The organism is Humibacter ginsenosidimutans (genome assembly GCF_007859675.1).
In the GTDB taxonomy this organism is placed as follows: Bacteria; Actinomycetota; Actinomycetes; order Actinomycetales; family Microbacteriaceae; genus Humibacter; species Humibacter ginsenosidimutans.
On record NZ_CP042305.1, the window covers coordinates 3,336,045 to 3,354,506 of the forward strand.

The 18,462-nt window shown below is 68.6% G+C and carries 13 protein-coding genes; 8 read left to right on the forward strand and 5 right to left on the reverse strand.

Annotation, left to right across the window (positions count from 1 at the left end):
- Nucleotides 1-164: 164 nt before the first annotated feature.
- From gabT to FPZ11_RS15465, 3 genes are all read left to right on the forward strand, one after another.
- The gene (gene gabT, locus FPZ11_RS15455) at nucleotides 165-1,529 is read left to right on the forward strand and encodes a 4-aminobutyrate--2-oxoglutarate transaminase (RefSeq protein WP_146321984.1); all 1,365 of its coding nucleotides are present in this window, start codon (nucleotides 165-167) and stop codon (nucleotides 1,527-1,529) included.
- Nucleotides 1,519-3,039, forward strand: a complete 1,521-nt coding sequence (locus tag FPZ11_RS15460; RefSeq protein ID WP_146321985.1) for an NAD-dependent succinate-semialdehyde dehydrogenase — start codon at nucleotides 1,519-1,521, stop codon at nucleotides 3,037-3,039. The genes gabT and FPZ11_RS15460 overlap by 11 nt, the downstream gene beginning before the upstream one ends.
- Nucleotides 3,040-3,314: 275 nt before the next feature.
- Nucleotides 3,315-4,667 (forward strand): flavin monoamine oxidase family protein, encoded by a 1,353-nt coding sequence (locus FPZ11_RS15465; protein ID WP_146321986.1) that lies wholly within the window; start codon nucleotides 3,315-3,317, stop codon nucleotides 4,665-4,667.
- A gap of 135 nt (nucleotides 4,668-4,802) precedes the next feature.
- Here the strand turns inward: FPZ11_RS15465 and FPZ11_RS15470 are convergent, their stop codons facing one another.
- Nucleotides 4,803-5,195, reverse strand: a complete 393-nt coding sequence (locus FPZ11_RS15470; RefSeq protein ID WP_146321987.1) for a nuclear transport factor 2 family protein — start codon at nucleotides 5,193-5,195, stop codon at nucleotides 4,803-4,805.
- 65 nt (nucleotides 5,196-5,260) lie between these two features.
- On the opposite strand from FPZ11_RS15470, the gene FPZ11_RS15475 reads away from it, so the two are divergent.
- Nucleotides 5,261-5,671, forward strand: a complete 411-nt coding sequence (locus FPZ11_RS15475) for an ArsR/SmtB family transcription factor (protein ID WP_146321988.1) — start codon at nucleotides 5,261-5,263, stop codon at nucleotides 5,669-5,671.
- Nucleotides 5,589-6,104 (forward strand): SRPBCC family protein, encoded by a 516-nt coding sequence (locus tag FPZ11_RS15480; protein WP_246846292.1) that lies wholly within the window; start codon nucleotides 5,589-5,591, stop codon nucleotides 6,102-6,104. Before FPZ11_RS15475 ends, FPZ11_RS15480 begins: the two co-directional genes overlap by 83 nt.
- 83 nt (nucleotides 6,105-6,187) lie before the next feature.
- Here the strand turns inward: FPZ11_RS15480 and FPZ11_RS15485 are convergent, their stop codons facing one another.
- Nucleotides 6,188-6,544, reverse strand: coding sequence for a cupin domain-containing protein (locus FPZ11_RS15485; protein ID WP_146321990.1), 357 nt, complete (start codon nucleotides 6,542-6,544; stop codon nucleotides 6,188-6,190).
- A gap of 130 nt (nucleotides 6,545-6,674) precedes the next feature.
- Nucleotides 6,675-8,138, reverse strand: a complete 1,464-nt coding sequence (locus FPZ11_RS15490; protein ID WP_146321991.1) for an NAD(P)/FAD-dependent oxidoreductase — start codon at nucleotides 8,136-8,138, stop codon at nucleotides 6,675-6,677.
- A gap of 270 nt (nucleotides 8,139-8,408) precedes the next feature.
- Here FPZ11_RS15490 and FPZ11_RS15495 point away from each other — a divergent pair, with 270 nt between their 5' ends.
- A complete protein-coding gene (locus FPZ11_RS15495) occupies nucleotides 8,409-9,236 on the forward strand; it encodes a serine hydrolase (RefSeq protein WP_168203868.1) in 828 nt (275 codons plus the stop codon).
- Here the strand turns inward: FPZ11_RS15495 and FPZ11_RS19385 are convergent, their stop codons facing one another.
- A complete protein-coding gene (locus FPZ11_RS19385; RefSeq protein WP_168203869.1) occupies nucleotides 9,237-9,710 on the reverse strand; it encodes a DUF6790 family protein in 474 nt (157 codons plus the stop codon).
- Nucleotides 9,711-9,953: 243 nt separating this feature from the next.
- On the opposite strand from FPZ11_RS19385, the gene FPZ11_RS15500 reads away from it, so the two are divergent.
- Nucleotides 9,954-12,599 (forward strand): PKD domain-containing protein, encoded by a 2,646-nt coding sequence (locus FPZ11_RS15500; protein WP_168203870.1) that lies wholly within the window; start codon nucleotides 9,954-9,956, stop codon nucleotides 12,597-12,599.
- Between the two features lie 152 nt (nucleotides 12,600-12,751).
- On the opposite strand, the gene FPZ11_RS15505 is transcribed toward FPZ11_RS15500, so the two are convergent.
- Complete coding sequence (locus FPZ11_RS15505; RefSeq protein WP_146321994.1) at nucleotides 12,752-13,948, reverse strand: ROK family transcriptional regulator; 1,197 nt, start codon at nucleotides 13,946-13,948, stop codon at nucleotides 12,752-12,754.
- Nucleotides 13,949-14,171: 223 nt separating this feature from the next.
- On the opposite strand from FPZ11_RS15505, the gene FPZ11_RS15510 reads away from it, so the two are divergent.
- Entirely contained in the window at nucleotides 14,172-18,425 is a 4,254-nt protein-coding gene (locus tag FPZ11_RS15510; protein ID WP_146321995.1) for a family 20 glycosylhydrolase, read from the forward strand.
- Nucleotides 18,426-18,462 lie beyond the last annotated feature (37 nt).

The window sequence follows — 18,462 nt, forward strand, 5'->3', positions numbered from 1 at the left end:
CGTTCGCGTTCGCCAGGGAAGACCGCGGACGAGTCAGCGGATCATCGGGGCTTCACTCGGCGTCGCTCCTGAGTTCTGAACGCGAGAGCGTGCTTGCCTTGCGGGCGACCGCAGAACCCGGTGACGGTAGACCCGGGCACCACACCACACGAAGAGAGACAACGATGACCATCCTCGACACGCCCACCGGCACCGTTCCGGTCGGCGGACCGCAGCTGCCGCAGGAGCGGCGGCTCGTCACAGAGATTCCCGGACCGGAGTCTCGCAAGGTTCTCGAGCGCAAGGCGCAGGCTGTGGCCAAGGGAGTGGGCCACAGCATCCAGGTGGCCACGGTCGCCGCAGGCGGTGGCGTGCTCGTCGACGCCGACGGCAACTCGCTCATCGACCTCGGCAGCGGCATCGCCGTCACCGGCGTGGGCAACTCCGCCCCGCGTGTCGTCGAGGCCGTGCAGCGCCAGGTGGCGCAGTTCACGCACACCTGCTTCACGATCTCGCCCTACGACTCCTATGTGGAGGTCGCGGAGGCGCTCAACCGGCTCACCCCCGGTGACTTCGACAAGCGCAGCGCCCTGTTCAACTCCGGCGCCGAGGCCGTCGAGAACGCGGTCAAGATCGCCCGCCACTACACGAAGAAGCAGGGCGTGGTCGTCTTCGACCACGCCTACCACGGACGCACCAACCTCACGATGGCGCTGACGGCCAAGAGCATGCCGTACAAGAACGGCTTCGGACCGTTCGCCCCCGAGGTCTACCGCGCTCCCATGTCGTACCCCTTCCGCGACGGGCTGAGCGGAGAGGATGCCGCCGCCCGCGCGATCGCGCAGATCGAGGTGCAGGTGCGCGCCGAGAACCTCGCGGCCATCCTCATCGAGCCCATCCAGGGCGAGGGCGGCTTCATCGTGCCGGCGGAGGGATTCCTGCCCGCGCTGCAGAAGTGGGCTAACGACAACGACGTGGTGTTCATCGTCGACGAGGTGCAGACCGGGTTCGCCCGCACCGGCACCATGTTCGCCAGCGAGCAGTTCGGCATCGTGCCCGACCTCGTCACCACGGCCAAGGGCATCGCTGGCGGCCTTCCGCTCTCCGCGGTCACCGGACGCGCCGACATCATGGACTCCGCGCAGGTCGGCGGCCTCGGCGGCACCTATGCCGGCAGTCCGATCGCGTGCGCTGCGGCGATCGCCACCATCGAGACGTACGAAGAGGAGAACCTCGTCGAACGCGCTCGCGAGCTCGGCACCCTGCTGAGCGACAGCCTGAACGCGCTGAAGGCCGCCGACCCCCGTATCGGAGACGTGCGCGGCCGCGGCGCCATGATGGCCATCGAGCTCGTCGACCCTGTCACAGGGGCACCGGATGCCGCGCTCACCTCGCGCGTGCACGCCGCCGTGCTCGCGCAGGGCGTCGTGCTGCTCACGTGCGGAACGTGGGGCAATGTGATCCGCTTCCTCCCGCCGCTCGCCATCTCCGACGAGCTGCTCGCCGAGGGAATCGACATCGTGGGAAAGGCTCTGGCAGATGCTGAATGACAAGGTGAAGGACGTTCTCGAGGGTGCGAAGGGTGCGCTCGAGAAGGTGACGGAGAAGGCACTGCTGGCCGCCGTTCCCAGCGGCCTGTACATCGGCGGCGAGTGGGTGGCCGGGGAGCAGGGCGGTGACCTCAAGGTCTACAACCCGGCGAACGGCGAGGTGCTGAAGTCGATCGCGGATGCGTCGCCGGCCGACGGCATCCGCGCCCTCGATGCCGCCGTCGCGGCAGCAGACTCGTGGGCTGCCACCGCGCCCCGCGTGCGCGCCGAGATTCTGCGCAAGGCGTTCGACCTGATGCAGGAGCGCAAGGAGGAGTTCGCGCTTCTCATGACGCTCGAGATGGGCAAGCCGCTCGCCGAGGCGCGCGGCGAGGTCGCCTACGGCGGCGAATTCCTGCGCTGGTTCAGCGAGGAGGCGGTGCGCATCTCCGGCCGCTACGGCACGAATCCCGAGGGCACGGGACGCATGATCGTGTCGCAGCATCCGGTGGGGCCCTGCTTCCTCATCACGCCGTGGAACTTCCCGCTCGCGATGGCCACGCGCAAGATCGGCCCGGCGCTCGCCGCCGGCTGCACCGTCGTGGTGAAGCCGGCAGCGCTCACGCCGCTCACCACGCTCTACTTCGCGAAGCTGCTCGAAGACGCCGGCCTGCCCGCCGGTGTCGTGAACGTCGTCACCACGTCGACGTCCGGCGCGGTCTCCGACCCGATCATCGCCGACCCGCGTCTGCGCAAGATCTCGTTCACGGGCTCCACGCCGGTGGGCGTCTCGCTCATGAAGAAGGCCGCCGACAACGTGCTGCGCACCTCGATGGAGCTCGGCGGCAACGCCCCGTTCGTCGTGTTCGAGGATGCCGACCTCGACAAGGCGGTGGAGGGCGCGCTGCTCGCCAAGTTCCGCAACATCGGCGAGGCCTGCACGGCCGCCAACCGGTTCATCGTGCACGAGAGCGTCGCCGAGGAGTTCGCGGCGAAGGTCACGGAGAAGGTCAAGGCCTTCAAGGTCGGCCCGGGGGTCGAAGACGGCGTCACCATCGGTGCGCTCATCGACGACCGCGCCGTCGCCAAGGCGAACTCGCTGGTGCAGGATGCCGTCTCCCGCGGCGCCACCGTGCGCACCGGCGGCAACGCGATCGAAGGCGAGGGCACGTTCTACGAGCCCACGGTGGTCTCCGACGTGCGGCCCGGCAGCGACATCCTGCGCGAGGAGATCTTCGGACCTGTGCTCGCCATCGTCACGTTCAAGGACGAGGACGACGCGGTGCGCATCGCCAACGACACCGAATACGGCCTGATGAGCTACGTGTTCACGCAGGATCTCGCCCGCGGACAGCGCATGATCGAGCGACTCGAGACAGGCATGATGGGGCTCAACGTGGGCGTCGTGTCGAACGCGGCAGCGCCGTTCGGCGGCATCAAGCAGTCCGGACTCGGACGCGAGGGCGGGTTCGAGGGAATCCACGAGTACCTGTCGACCAAGTACACGATGACGCCGAACCCGTTCGCGTAGGCGCGGCGCGGCCGTCATCCGTAGTGGGGTTTCCGGGTGGCGGCCGTGGTCGGATCGACTCTTGGCGGTGGCCGCTGACGCTGGAGACTCGGGTGGCGGCCGCCGCGGGGATCCGACTCCGCGGGACATGCCCCCGCCTCGCTGGACGCTCGGCTCCTGCCAGACCCAATGCCAGCCCCGCGGAGTCGGATCCCCGCGGCGGCCTCAGTGTGAACACCGTTGGCACAGGCCGCCACGAATGCGAACACCAACACCACAGACGGAAGGAAGAGAGCATGGGGGAAATGCAGCGCGACGTCGTCGTCGTGGGGGCCGGGGCATCCGGGCTCACGGCGGCGAACGAGCTGAAGAAGGCCGGGCACAGCGTGGTCGTGCTCGAGGCACGCGACCGTGTCGGCGGCCGGCTGTGGACCGACACCATCGACGGTGCCATGCTCGAGCTCGGCGGCCAGTGGGTGTCGCCCGAGCAGGACGCCCTCAAGCAGACGATCGCGGAGCTCGGCCTCGAGCGGTACTCCCGTTACCGCGACGGTGACAGCGTCTACCTCGATGCGAGCGGCAGGCTCACGCGGTTCACCGGCGAGATCTTCCCGGTGCCGGCGGCGACCGAGAAGGTGATGGTCGAGCTCATCGAGAAGCTCGACGGCATGGTCGCGCAGGTCGACCCGAACCGGCCGTGGGAGACGCCGAACGCCGAGGAGCTCGACCGCATCTCGTTCACCGGGTGGCTCGAGCAGCAGACCGACGACATGGAGGCGCGGGACAACATCGCCCTCTTCATCGCCGGTGCCATGCTGACGAAGCCGGCATACTCCTTCTCGGCGTTGCAGGCCTTGCTGATGGCGGCGTCCGCAGGCAGCTTCTCCCACCTCGTCGACGCGGACTTCATTCTCGACGAGCGCGTGGTCGGTGGACTGCAACAGGTGCCGCTACGGCTCGCGGAACGGCTCGGCGACGACGTGCTGCTGAACAACCCGGTGCGCGCGCTGCGCTGGGGCGACGACGGTGTGACCGTCACCACGGACTCCGTCGAGGTGCACGCCAAGCAGGCGATCCTCGCGGTGCCGCCGCACCTCATCAGCCGGGTGAGCTTCGAGCCACCGCTGCCGCGCCTTCAGCACCAGATGCATCAGCACCTCTCGATGGGGTTCGTCATCAAGGTGCACGCCGTCTACGAGCGCCCGTTCTGGCGGGATGCCGGTCTCTCCGGCACCGCCTTCAGCCCCTATGAGCTCTGCCACGAGGCGTACGACAACACCAACTTCGGCGACGAACGCGGCACGCTGGTCGGCTTCGTCTCCGACACCAACGCCGACGACGTGTTCCGGCTGCCGGCGGAGGAGCGCAGGGCGCGCATCCTCGAATCGTTGTCGCACTACTACGGGCCAGAAGCACAGAATCCGGTCGTGTACTACGAGAGCGACTGGGGTTCGGAGGAGTGGACGCGCGGCGCCTACGCGGCGAGCTTCGACCTCGGCGGCCTCGCTCGATGGGGTGCCGACCTGCGAGCGCCGGTCGGGCCGATCTGGTTCTCTTCCAGTGACCTCGCCGGCGAGGGGTACCAGCACGTCGACGGCGCCATCCGCATGGGGCGGCTCACCGCGGAGAAGGTCGCGGAGCGGCTGTAGGCGGGGCCGGTCGATTGCGGGTGCCGGCTGTGCGGGGGTGAGCCGCACGTAATTCAGGCTGGAGGGGCCTGAAACGGCACGTACTGGCCGCTGGTCGCGCGCTGGACCTGAATTGTGGACGTCTCGCTGGGTGCCTCAACCCGCGGGGTGGGCGGCCGCCCGCTCCTTCAGCGCCTCGGTCACCGGGGCGAACGCGACCTTGTCGAAGACGAGCTCGATGTCGGTGATGCGTCCGTCGGCGACGTGCAGGTTCTCGACGCACACGACGGCGCCGGCCGGGGTGTCGGTGACGAAGTCGTAGACGACGCAGGCATGGTCGCCGTGCTCGTAGACGTCACGGACATCGTTGCGCAGCAGGGCGGGGAGCAGGCGGGCGAGCGCGAGCATCCACTGTTCTTTGTTCGAGGCGCCGGGTCCGACGCGGGCCTCGAGGGTGTCGGCGAGCAGGCCGTCGACGGAGGCGAGGTCGTGGGCGCCGACGGCGTCGATATAGGCGCGGGCGATGCCCGCCGGTGTTGTCGTGGTCATACCCGCACTCTAAATACAAATGGATGTGAGTACAAGAGTGAACTTGTGAATGGTACTGTCGTCCGGTGGGTGCGAACGCGAATGCCGAAAGCGCGGCGGCCGTCGTCGATCGCGGGCTGCGGGCGCTCGCCGACGGCAATCGTCGGGCGATCCTGGCCGCCGTGCGCGACGAACCGCGTGCGGTCGGCGAGCTCGCCGGAACGCTCGCGCTGTCGCAGCAGGTGGTGTCGCACCACCTGCGGGTGCTGCGCGATGCGGAGCTCGTGGAGGAGACGCGCGACGGCACCAGGCATCTGTTCGCCGTGCGCACGGATGGACTCGTGGCCGTGCGCGACTACCTCGACCGGTTCTGGCCGACGCACCTGGCCCGCCTGAAAGCCGCCGTCGAGGGCGGTGCTCGGAACCGTGGCGGCGACCCCGCACACGAACACGGCGACGGCGACGCGAGTGCCGGGAGAGGGCATCCTCGTGCCTGACTTCCGCACCTCGATCGAGATCGAGGCCGCGCCCGACGTGGTGTTCGACTACCTCGTCACTCCCGGGGGCGTGACGGCGTGGATGGGCGAGTTCGCCGTGCTCGAACCACGTCCCGGCGGTCGTTTCGATGTGGACATCGCCGGGTTCCCCATCAGGGGCGAGTACCTCGAGGTCGACCCTCCGCGCAGGGTCGTCGTGTCATGGGGCATCGCGGGCAGCGACGACCTGCCGCCCGGGGCATCCACCGTGAGCTTCGAGCTCACCGCCATCGGGAGCGGCACGCGTGTCGATCTGACGCACAGCGGGCTGCCGGATGCCCGTGTTCCTGGCCACCGCGCCGGATGGGCCCACTTTCTGCCGCGGCTTCGTGGCGCCGGCACGGGGCATCCACCTGGCATCGACGACTGGCGCCCGCTGCCGCCGCCGCGCTGACGGGACATCGCGCTGCAGGATATGCGGGTCGCGGGCGACATATCCGACTCCGCGCGCCGTATATCCTGCACGGTTGCGGCGGGTCAGTCCGCCTCGACGACGTAGACCTTGCGCACGCGGTCGGCGACGCGCCAGATGGTGCGCTCGCCGCCCGCGAAACGGATGACGTCGCCGGGTCCGACCGCCAGCACGCGACCCTCGTCGACCAGCTGGATGCTCGCCGACCCGGCGATCACGACCGACACCTCCGCGACCTCGGTGTCGCTCATCGCGCCCGACGACATCTCCCACACGCCGATGGCGGCGGCACCGAGCTCCGCGATGGCCGTCTCGCCGGTCGTCGGCGCTCCGTCGACCACCTGCGTCGGGTCGACGGGCACGAACACGAGCTCGACCGAGAGTGCGTTCATCAGGTCGACGGCGTTCATCGGGGCGTTCATGGGATGTCCTTCGGTGTCGGTTCGTCACTGGTGTCTGCGCCAGGAATCGGCTGTCGCGCCAGAAAACGTGGCGCGATGCGCGAGAGCTGGCGCAGTCGCGGCGGCGGTGCCACCGCGAGCCGCCGCCCGGTCATGAGTCGAAGCCGAGGCCGACGGCATCCATGGTGCGCAGGAACAGGTTGCGGCGTCCCTCGTTGTGGTCGGCCCGATCGAGCGCCCAGCGCATCATGTTCACGCCCATGGATGCCACGGGCTCCGGCGGGAACGGAATCGGCTTCGAGCGCACCATCTGCGTCGCGGTGCGCTCCGTCGTCTTGCCCTCGAGGAAGTCGAGCATCACCTCGGCGCCGAAGTGCGTGGCCGCGACGCCGAGCCCGGTGAACCCGGTCGCGTAGGCGATGCGGCCGCCGCGCGCCGTGCCGTAGAACGCGCAGAACCTGCTGCACGTGTCGATGGCGCCCGCCCACTTGTGGGTGAACTGCAGACCCTCCAGCTGCGGGAAGGTCGTGAAGAAGTGCTCGGCGAGGCGGCGATGCGACGTCGGTCGATCCTCGTACTCGTCGCGCACCCGGCCGCCGTAGTGGTACACGGCGTCGTAGCCGCCGAAGAGAATGCGGTTGTCGGAGCTCAGCCGGTAGTAGTGGAACTGGTTCGCGCTGTCGCCGAGGCCCTGGCGCCCCTGCCAGCCGATGGCATCCAGCTGCTCGGCGCTCAGCGGTTCGGTCATGAGCACGTAGTCGTAGACCGGAACCGTGTAGAGCCGGTTGCGCTTGAGCAGCGACGGAAAGACATTGGTGCCGAGCGCCACCTTCTTGGCGCGCACGACCGCGGCGGTCGGGCGTCCGGTGAGGTCGCGCGCCGCGGTGTGCACGTCGACGCCCTCCGCGCCGGTGCGCGGTGCGCCGCGGCCGACGGTGACCAGCTCGGTGACGGGGGTGTTCTCGAAGATCTGCACGCCGGCATCCACGCATGCCCGAGCCAGAGCCCGCGCCAGCTTCGCCGGGTGCACGATGGCGCTGTCACGCGTGTGGAAGAGGCCGCCGAGATAGGTCGGCGAGTGAATGGATGCCTGCAGCTCCGCCTCGTCGAGAAACACGGAGTCCTCACCGACGCCCTCGCGCAGCCACTCCAGCTGGTGCGGCTCGACGGCCACGTCGATCGCGCCGTTGCGCTCCCAGTCCACATCGAGCTTCAGCTCGGCGATGGTGGATTCGATGGCGTCGAGGTTGGCACGGCCCATTCGCGCAAGGTGCTCGTACTCGTCGGGAAAGCGGGTGAGCCCGTTCTCCTCGCCGTGCGTGAGGCTCGACTCGGCGAAGCCGCCGTTGCGACCCGATGCGGCCCAGCCGACGGTCTTGGCCTCGAGCAGCACGACGGAACGGGACGGGTCGCGACGCTTCGCCAGCAGCGCGGTCCACAGACCGGAGTAGCCTCCGCCGACGACGACGAGGTCGGCCGTGGTGCCCGCGGTGAGCGGCGGGTAGGCGTCGCCAGGGGCATCCTCGAGCCAGAAGACCGCTTGCCGCGTGCCGGAGAGCGCGTGGTCGACGGTGGAGGCGCTCGGGCGTCGGCGCTCGAACACTGTTGTGCCCATGGGATGCCTCACTGAAGCTCATCGGTCGCCGGCGTCGGTCGCCGGCACGGTGACGCGGCAGCAGACGGGGCTCCGACGGCGGCCGTTGTCTTCCATTGTCGTCGCCGCCCGATGAGGCGTGCATGCGAATTCAGTCGCGAATGCCGCGGGCTTCGGGCGATTCGTCTGCCCGCCGGAGTTCCCTCCACTTCTCTTGGTGCACACGCGGAGCCGCCTGCAGCGCGGGCCCGCCTGTGACACCATCAGAAGCCGATGCGTGAGGAGGATGCCATGGCGCCGGTGACCTCGTGGGCGAGCGACGGCATCCCGTCGGTGTCGTACGCCCTCACCGACCACACCGGACGGGTGCTGGCCTCCCGGGCATCGCACACCGTCTACTACTCAGCATCGACGGTGAAGCTCGGCGTGATGCTCGCCGCCGTGCTGGCGGCCGAGCGGGGCGAGTTCGGTGGTGCAGGGCTCGGCGCCGAGCTGGAATGCCGGCACGAGTTCGTGTGCGGCGAGGTCGGCAGGGGCCACGATGGCGACGACGTCGTGGCCGAGACGTTCGTGCTCGACCCCGATGACCGAGACGCGGCGTTTCCGCCGGATGGCGCGTCGGCATCCGTCGCCGAGCTGGTGCGCATGATGATCGTGCGCTCGTCGAACGAGGCCACCAACGTGCTGTTCGATCGCCTCGGTGCGGCGCGTATCGCCGAGGCGTTCGCCCTGTGCGGCGCCGCGAGCACACGCATGGAGCGGCGCATCGGCGACCCGTGCGCGGTGCGCGCAGGGCTGACGAATGAGACGTGCGCGGCCGACCTGGTGGCGATCGTGCGTGCGCTGGTGACGGGCGCCGTGACGAACGCGGAGCACGCGGAGTGGATGCGCGGGGTGCTGGCCGGGCAGGAGCATCCTCGGATCGGCGCGGTCCTGCCTTCCGGTGTGCCGTGGGGATCGAAGTCGGGGGACGTGCCCGGCATCGAGCACGATGTCGCCTTCATCGGCGACGGGGATGCCCGGCGTTACCTCGCGGTCTGCACGCGCGGCTTCGAGCCGGAGCAGGGACGCGAGGTCATCCGCGCGGTGGCAGGGGCACTGCAGACCGTCGCAGGGTGACTACCCGCTGAACGCCCTGATCACCGTGTAGATCGCGAAGACGACGATCACGACCCCGACGAGCAGATCGGTGTAGGTCGCGACGGTCTCCTGCGGGTTCTTGTTCTTCTTGGGCAGATGGAGAATCCCGGCGATGAGCAGGAACACCCCGCCCGCTGCTGCGGCAGGCAGCGTCCAGCCCGGAACCAGGGCCAGGAGGCCCGCGACGCCCATGCCGATGTTCGCGACGCCGAGCTCACTGGTGAGTTGCTTCTCCTGGATGCTCGGAGTGCCGCCGCCCAGAACCGCGCTCGTCGGTCCGCCCCCCGAGACCTGCACGATCCCCGCCAGCACGAGCCGGGTGCCGACGCCCCAGAACGCCCACCACTTCGCGAACACGAGCACCGGGTCACCGCCCACCACGATCAGCTCGATGATGCCAGAGACGATCGGGAGCACCACGGTCTGGCCGATCACGACGATGAAGTAGCCCACGCGGCTCACCCTATCCGCGCTCGGCACGCGGCCGGCGGCCCGCGAACGAGGGCCGGAGAGCCGACCGACCTTCGTTCCGCGCCAACGCTGGACCGTTTCATGCTCATCCGCGCAAGGGAGTGGCAACCCATTGACCGATGTCGGACACCGGTGGTAGCCCAGAGGATGGTGTGCCCCGTTCAGGGGCCCGCTGTTCGAGCGCCGCTCCGAGGGAGCGGGCTCGCCCACGGAAGGGATGGCACGGTGGCCAGAGCACGTCGCGAACGATTCGGGCTTCGAGCGGGCGAGGCGCCGCCGCCTCGGTCCCGTCGACGGTGGCTGAGCTGGATGCTTCCGGCCGCGGTCGCCGCGCTCCTCGCGGTGGCGCAGCCCGCCGTCGCCTCCGTGCCGAGCGCCGACGCGTCCCCGACGGCATCCCCGGGTGCATCGCCGTCGGCATCCCCGGGTGCGTCGCCGTCAACGTCTTCGAGCGCGGCGCAGGCATCTTCGACCTCGGGCTCGCTCGGGGCTCGCATCGCGAAGATCGCCCTGAGCCAGGTCGGCAACGGCGACAACCCGGTGGTGACGAATTTCAACGGTCTCAACTGCAACCCGTACTCGACGATGGTGGCGGGCTTCTCGGCGAACTCCGACGGCTGCGGTGACGACTCGACGTTCAACGTGCGTAATTCGAACGAGAACTGGTGCGCCGACTTCGCCAAGTGGGTGTGGCAGCAGGCCGGTGTGACGCAGGACATGAACACGATCAACGCCGCGGCATCCAGCTTCGTGCAGTGGGCGCTCGATGACGGTCAGAACCCCGTCGCCGACTCGGGCACTCCCGTCGTCGGCGACGCTGTCGTGTTCTTCCACGCCGGGGACATCACGCCGGCGCGCTATGCCGACCACGTGGGCATCGTGGTCGCGGTCAACGCCGACGGCACTGTCGACATGGTCAACGGCGACTTCTCCTCGTCGACGAACGTGAAGGTCGAGCACGACGTCAACCTCGACCTCACCACGTTCGCACACAACACCTGGAGCTCCGGCGAGGTCTGGGCGCTGGTGTCCCCGCCGACGGCCGCGCAGCACGCGAACCCGCGGGCATCCGTCTCCGGTCCGTCCACAGCGGTGGTCGGCAGCGAGGCGGAGTATCGCGCCGACGGCAGCGAGCGGGGCGGCTCGATGACCGGTTACTACTGGACCTTCGGCGACGGCCGCGCGACTAACAGCAACGGCGCACGTGTGACGCACACGTTCGCGACGCCCGGCATGCACACCATCACGGTGACCGCGACCTCGAGCTTCGGCACCGTCACGACCGTCACCAAGAACGTGAACGTCGTGGGCGCCTCGGCGAGCGTCGCCGCCGTGCCGTCGACCGAGACGTGGTACTCGAGCTACCCGGTGTCGTACTACAGGTTCGTGCGCTCCGGCAGCGGCTCGACCGTCGGTCTGGCCGCGGACGTGTGGGATGGCGCGAGCTGGCTGCAACTGCAGGCTGCCGGCACGCCGGCATCCAGCGGTGCCATCGCCGCGTTGTCGTACATCGACCCCGAGGTCGACTCGGCCACGACGCCGCACGCGTACTACCGCGCGGCTGACGGCTCGCTGGCCGAGAGCTACCTCGGTGCGAGCGGGTGGGTGAGCAAGGATCTGCCTGGCGCCCCGGCGGCGGGGGCCGACATCGTTGCCGCGTACACGGCATCCGGTCCCGCCGTGTTCTTCGTGGATGCCCACGGTCGGCTCTCCGAGACCAGCGAGGCCTCGGGCACGTGGTCGACCAGAACGCTGTCGAACTTCGACGTGCAGTCCTCGCCGCTCGCGCTCGCCGAGACCGCCGACGGCCCGACTCTGTTCGCCGTCGCACGGGGCGGTGCGCTGGTCACGGCGTCGCAGGCCGGTCGCGCATGGCCGGTCGTGCCCTCGCGGATCCGGGTGTCTGAGCACGCGACGCTGTCTGCGCTGACCACTCCCGACGGGGCGGCGAGCGTGGTCGTCAACGGAGTCGTCTCCCCGCGGTCGAAGGGGGCGCCGACCCTCGTGCAGCTGACGCAGCGGTCGCGTGGAGCGTGGGGTGCGACGGCCCTGCCCGGCACCGCACGCGTCGGCGCGATCGCCGCGTCGACGTATGAGCTGCCGTCTGCGGTCTCCGGCCCGATCGGCGACTTTCCGAACCCGCCCGGAACGCTCGTGAACGGTCCGACGCACCGTCTCGGAACCGTTGTGGCCTACCTGAGCGCACATGGAGCCCCGGCCGTCACCTACAACGACGGAACGGGATGGCACACGGCTGCGCTCCCGGGCACCGCCACCGCCATCACCGGAATCGCTGCCGAGCCGATCGCGCACCAGCCGCTGCAGGTGTACGTGGGCACGGCATCCGGGCCGGCGATGGACACCACAGGCGACACGGCGCCGCCGAGCGGTCCCTGGACCACTCGGGCGCTGCCGTCCACTCCGGCGACCTTCGCCGACCGCGTGCTGCTCTACTCGGCAGGGTCTGGCGACCTGCCGGCAGCACAGGCGGCTGCGTCGGCCGCCGGACTCGCGTCGAGCCAGGTGACCACGTCGTATCAGGTCGCGTGGGCGGCGACGCTCTCCGGCGACCACTTCGTGATCGCCGTCGGACAGGCGGCGCTCAACGCGCTCGAATACAACACGTGCGGGTGGACGAACCCCTCGGCGGTCGACCCCGGCAGCACGCCGTTCGACTACGTGACGCGTGCGCTGAACGTGCTGCCCGGCGCCGACCTGTTCATGAACGGGGCGTCGTCGACCGAGGCGAACACGCAGCAGCGTGCGATCGACATGGCGTACTACGCGGTGCACGGCGCGCTGCCCTCCGGGCAGACGGCTCTGCCGGCCGCGGTCGCGTCGGCGCGCACCTGCCTGGGCGCCGCGAGCTGAGGCGACGGTCCGAGCGCCCCTGAGCGAGCGAAGCGAGTCGACGGACGACATCCCTCGACTCGCTTCGCGCGCCGGGAGACACGACCTCAGCCGGTCGTTCGCAAGATGCCACGCATGAGGCGGCCCCTCGGCACAGGATGGCGGAGCTGGAGCTAGCTCGCCTGAACCCGGGCGTCCACGCGAGCGGGACAGAGCAGCTCGTCCAACGCGAGCTGCGTCGCGCCCAGCACGGCGGCATCGGGTCCGAGCCCGCTGGCGCGGACCTCCAAAGTCTCGGCGACGAATGGCAGGCAGCGTCCATAGAGCTCGCTGCGGATCGCTGCCACCAGTTGCGGTGCCGAGCCGAGAGAGCCCGCGATGACCACCATCTGCGGGTTCACGAAGTTGACGATGCTCGCGAGGGCCCGGCCGATCTGCGCCCCGCACTCCCGCAGAATGGCCACCACCTCGACGTCGCCACGTGCTATCGCGGCCAGGAGGTCGGGTGTGGAAGGGATCTTCTGCCCCTGTGCCGCCAGGCGCGTCGCCATGGCCCTGCCGCTCGCCACTGACTCCAGGCAGTTCGGAACGCCGCACGCGCACCCCACGACCGACGTGCCATCGACGCTCGAGTGGCTGAATTCGCCCGCGGCGCCGCTGCCGCCGCGGTACAGCTTGCCGTCGATGACGATGCCTGCGCCGATTCGGCTTCCCACCTTCACGGAGATGAGGTCGGAGATCGTCGGGTTCCTGTGATGCTCGGCCAGCGCGATCAGGTTGCCGTCGTTCTCGACGAGCACCGGGGCCTTGGTGTGCTGGGCGAAGAGCTGAGGCAGGTCGACATCATGCCAGTCGGGGCGGAAGGAGGGGGACTGCAGGCGACCGCTCGGATAGGCGACCGGTGCCGGAACGCTGATGGCGACGCACTCCGGGTCGTCGTGCTTCTGGTCGTGCACCGTCTTCAACAACGTATGCAGTTGCGACCAGATCACTTCCACGACCTCGGCAGGCTGCGCGGCCGCAGTGATCGCCTCGAGTGCATCGGTCGAAGCCAGCACTGATCCTGTCATGTCGCTGATCGCGATGCGCGCGTGGTGCGCGCCGAGATCGACGGCGCCGACGACGCCTGCTCCGGGGTCCAACGAGATCCGTCGTGAACGTCTTCCGCCCCGCGAGCCGACCTCGCCGTCCTCGCGAATCAGGCCGAGCCCCATGAGGGCATCCACTCGCAGCGAGACCGTCGATGGCGCCAGGCCCGTCACCCGTGCGATGTCGGCCCGTGATTCCACCTCGCCGGCACGGATGAGCCGCAGAAGATCACCGGGCGAGCCGGAGATGAGGGGGCGATCGTGAGGGCGGGCACGCTGCATGACATAAGTCTATGGCGCAAAGTTCGGCAATCGAATGAAGTTTTAATCACTCGAATGAAGCTTTTAAATTGTCGGATTGATTAAGGCGGGAATCGACGGATACTCTTCACGAACTCGACCATTTCTCACCCGCAAGCAAGGCCGCTCGCGCGTTCCATGCTCGGCGAGACGATCTTCTGGAGTTGACGTGAGACGAACGGTGCGACCTCGCCGGAGCGAAGCGATGTGGGTCAGGCTGCGTGCGGGAGCCGCGCTCGTCGCGTTGGTCTCGGCCACGCTGGTCACGCTGACTGTGGGCGGCGCGCCTGCCTCGGGTGCCACGCCCGGAGAGGATGTCGCGCTCCAGTCGAACGGGGGAGTCGCGACAGCGGCGTCATCATTCCCGAACACCGACGGCTCGCAGCCGAACCCCTCGTTCGTGGCCACAAACGCGAACGACGGCGACGACTCGACGCGATGGGGCTCGGAGTACACGCACGCATCCAACCCCAAGCTCACGTACGACCCGACCAACGACTGGCTCCAGATCAAGCTGGCGAGTCCTCAGCCGATCGACCATGTCGTTCTCAAATGGGAATCGGCGTACGCCTCGCAGTTCCAGATCCAAGGCTCGACCGACGGCAGCACGTGGACGACGCTGAAGGAGATCACCAACGCCACGGGCGGCGTCGAGTCCATCCCGATCGGCTCGACGACGAAGTACAGCTACGTGCGCATGCAGGGAGAGAAGACCGCGACGAGCTACGGCTACTCGATCTACACGTTCCAGGTGTGGAACGGGCCGGAGCCGGCGGTTCAGGCCACGCTCCCCGTCGTCCCCACTGTCAAGAAGTGGGCGCCGGGAACCGGAACGTTCTCGGTTCCCCAGGGCGGCACCGTCGCGATCGCCGGCTCCTCCCCTGATCAGAACGAGCTGCAGGACATCGCGAAGTCGATGGAGGGCGATCTCGCCACGATGGGCGCGCCGGCCATGACGACCTCGTCGTCCGGGTCGGGCACGATCGTGCTGGCGATCGACGCCACCATGCCGGCAGGCCAGTACACCCTCGCGGTGAGCGGCACAGGAGTGACGCTGACCGGAAACGATTCGGATGCCGTCTTCGACGGAACGCAGACCCTGGAGCAGTTGCTTGCGACGGCTGCCGACCGCGCCACCCTTCCGATCGGCACGGTGACCGACAGCCCCACGCAACAGCACCGCGGCGTCATGGTCGACACCGCCCGCAAGTACTGGACGATCGCCTCCCTGGAGCAGCTGATCAGACAGATGGCGTGGCTCAAGCTCGACTATCTGCACTGGCACATCACCGACTCCGAGTACTTCCGCCTCAGCCTTCCCGGTTACACGGACCTCGCTGCGAAGCAGTCTTACGATCAAGCCGACATCCAGACCATCGAGAACTACGCCGCGCAGTACCACGTGACTGTCGAGCCCGAGGTCGACCTGCCGGGTCACTCGACGGCCATGACCGCCGTGCACAACGATCTGCGCTGGGACTGCTCGTCGATGAACAAGATGATCTCGTCGGGCAATCCCGACCCGGGCTTCACCGTCGACATCACCAAGCCGGCGAACGTGGCCTATCTCGACGGACTCGTCACCGAGGTCGCCAAGTCGTTCTCGTCTCCCATCATCCATCTCGGCGGCGACGAGACCCCGCAGACCGATCTGCAGTCCGCGTGCCCTGAGCTGCAGGACTACGCCACCGCGCAGGGCTACTCGAAGACCGAAGACGTCTTTCTCGCGTTCGAGAACCACATGGACGACCTGCTGAAGAGCCAGGGCAAGACCATGGAGATGTGGGGATGGTGGCCGCAGGCAGGCGGGGCCGGTTCCGTCACGCCGAACAAGGACATCCTCATTCAGGCATGGCTCGGCGACGAGCAGGCCAACTTCATCAGCAAGGGCTACGACGTGGTGGTGAGCAACGAGAAGTCGTTGATGTACGTCGTGCCGAAGTACTCGCCCGGCACAGCCAACGGCACGTACAGCCCCAACGACCAGTCGCTCTATCAGAGCTACTCAGCGCCGACCGGCTCGCAGGTCGCCGGCCTCGAGCTCGCCGAGTGGGGAGACAACGCCTACCAGATGCCGGATGCCTATCCACTGTCGTTCATGGAGCGGCCGATGCAGGTGCTCGCTGCGGTCGCCTGGGGCTCGCCCCGCCTGAGCAGTTATCTGGACTACGAGCAGAATGTCGACGCAGTCGGGAGCGCTCCGGGAGTGCTGGGGGTCGAGCCGGGGACGACCGTGGCCACCGGCACTGCGACGGGCACCGCCGGATCGTCCGCAGCAGTCGACGGCAACACCGCCACCGCGTGGACGGCGTCGGCCAACGGTGCCTGGGTGGGCATCGATCGCGGGGCTGATGCCGTCGGCAATGTCGTCGGCGCCCGCGTGCTCCCGACGAACAACTCATCACTGAGCTCGCTCGTGGGAAGTCAGATCCAGGGATGCACCACAGGGCCGGACACCGGCTGCACCACGCTCGCGACGCTCACCTGGACCCCGACCTGGGACTGGGATCTGTACAACCTGAGCTCGACAGGCGACTACCGCTGGCTGCGACTGCTCGGAGCTTCGGGTGCGAAGCCGTCGCTGGCAGAACTTCAGTTCCTGCAAGAACCTCAGACCGATGTCGGCGTGTCTGCGTCGGCATCCGCGGCGGCCGTCGCCCCTGGGGACAGCGTGACGGTCACGGCGACGGTTGCGAACAGCGGCGGCAGCAGCGCCGCGTACACCGTCTCGGCTCGACCGGTGAACACGCTGAACAACACTCAGCTCGATGCGGGCAGCGCGCAGACGGTGACGGTCGCGGCGGGCGGGACCGCACAGGCAACCTTCTCCGTGCACGTTCCGGCCTCGGCAGCGCCAGGGGAGTACATCGCGCAGGTCACCGCGATCTCGGCAGGTTCCGCGACAGCCGTGGCCACCGCGAACACGGGCTTCTCCGTCGGCTACTCGTCGCTGGTCAGCGCTTACGACAACGTCGGAGTGACGAGCGACGACAATCCCGAGCCCGGTGACCTCGACGGTGCACAGTCGAGCCTCTCGGCCACCGCGCTGAGCGCACAGGGGATCACTCCCGGCTCGATCATCACCACCTCGAACGGCTCGTATCGAGCGTCATGGGATCTGATCGGCACGCCGGACGACGCACTCGCCTCCGGGCAGACGATCCCGCTCAGCGGGAGCTCGAGCTCGGTGTCGCTGCTCACCACGGGCACGTACTCGCCGAAGGCGGGATCCGTCACGCTGCATTACGCGGACGGCACCTCTGCGACCTCGACGCTCAGCGTGCTCGACTGGTCGTCGGTCGCCGCACTGCCCTCGGGCACCGTGCTCGCGGTGAACGCCGGAGTCGTGAACGCCAACCGCAGGGCTCAGACCACCAAGACGGCGAACCTGTATTCGATCGCCGTTCCTGCCGACCCGACCAAGCAGCTCGCTTCGATCACGCTCCCCGCCGGACCTGCATACACTCAGGCGAGCGGACCCGCGATCCATGTCTTCGCGATCTCGACGAACGAGCCTGCCGACGATCTGACGGGAACGACGGAGAGTGCTCCGGTGACGCTGTCCGCAGCAGGCGATGTCATCCTCGACTCACCGAGCACCACCGATGGCACATGGTCGGCGAAGGGCTCATCGGTGACATTCACGCCGAACCCCGGATTCGACGGAACGGCCGATGCCCTGTACCAAACGGTGGACGCCAACAACGGCGTCTCGACGGCCGGCAAGGTGAGTGTTGTCGTGACTGCACCGGCGGCCCCCTTGCCTGCCATCACCTCGCTGGACCCCGACCGCGGTCCGGAGACGGGCGGCACTCTCGTGACCATCTCCGGCACCGGTTTCGACAACGCCACGGGGGTCACGTTCGGTGGCATCCGGGGGAGTGCGTTCACGAAGGTCAGCGACACGAAGATCACGGTGACTGCGCCGATGCATGTTCCCGGCACCGTCGACGTTCTGGTCGAGAGCCAGGGCGGGGCGCTTGTCCCGACAGGGCCGACGCGCTCGGCGCTCGCCGAGGACGCCTTGGATGCCGGACAGTCGGGCGCCGCTTCGTTCACCTACTTCGCCGTGACCAGCGTCGGATCGGTGACGCCAGCCACCGGAACGAGTGCTGGTGGCACGAAGGTGACCATCCGCGGCGCGTGCTTCACCGGGGCGACCAAGGTGTTGTTCGGAACACGGACGGCGACGAGCTTCGTGGTCGTCGATGACAGCACGATCACGGCTGTGACCCCTGCGGGCACCGGAAAAGTGGATGTCACCGTCAAGGGTGCGGGCGAATGCGGCACATCGACACTGCCGGCCGCCTTCTCCTACCTGACAGCGGGACAGGTGGTCGCCTCGACGCTTGCCGAGACGGGGTCGACGGTGTCGTCAGTGATGGTCGGACTGTCGGTGCTCGGGATGCTCGTGGGAGGCATTGTCGTCTTGCTCAGCCGTCGTCGCCGCAACGCCTGACGCACGCACGGAGCAGGGGCAGCGGGCATCTCGCCCG

Coding starts and splice junctions, on each gene's coding strand:
- FPZ11_RS15465 (WP_146321986.1), top strand. CDS start 3,315: ATGGGGGAAATGCAGCGCGACGTCGTCGTCGTGGGGGCCGGGGCATCC.
- FPZ11_RS15510 (WP_146321995.1), top strand. CDS start 14,172: ATGTGGGTCAGGCTGCGTGCGGGAGCCGCGCTCGTCGCGTTGGTCTCG.
- FPZ11_RS15485 (WP_146321990.1), bottom strand. CDS start 6,544: ATGAACGCCCCGATGAACGCCGTCGACCTGATGAACGCACTCTCGGTC.
- FPZ11_RS15460 (WP_146321985.1), top strand. CDS start 1,519: ATGCTGAATGACAAGGTGAAGGACGTTCTCGAGGGTGCGAAGGGTGCG.
- FPZ11_RS15490 (WP_146321991.1), bottom strand. CDS start 8,138: ATGGGCACAACAGTGTTCGAGCGCCGACGCCCGAGCGCCTCCACCGTC.
- FPZ11_RS15495 (WP_168203868.1), top strand. CDS start 8,409: ATGGCGCCGGTGACCTCGTGGGCGAGCGACGGCATCCCGTCGGTGTCG.
- FPZ11_RS15505 (WP_146321994.1), bottom strand. CDS start 13,948: ATGCAGCGTGCCCGCCCTCACGATCGCCCCCTCATCTCCGGCTCGCCC.
- gabT (WP_146321984.1), top strand. CDS start 165: ATGACCATCCTCGACACGCCCACCGGCACCGTTCCGGTCGGCGGACCG.
- FPZ11_RS15470 (WP_146321987.1), bottom strand. CDS start 5,195: ATGACCACGACAACACCGGCGGGCATCGCCCGCGCCTATATCGACGCC.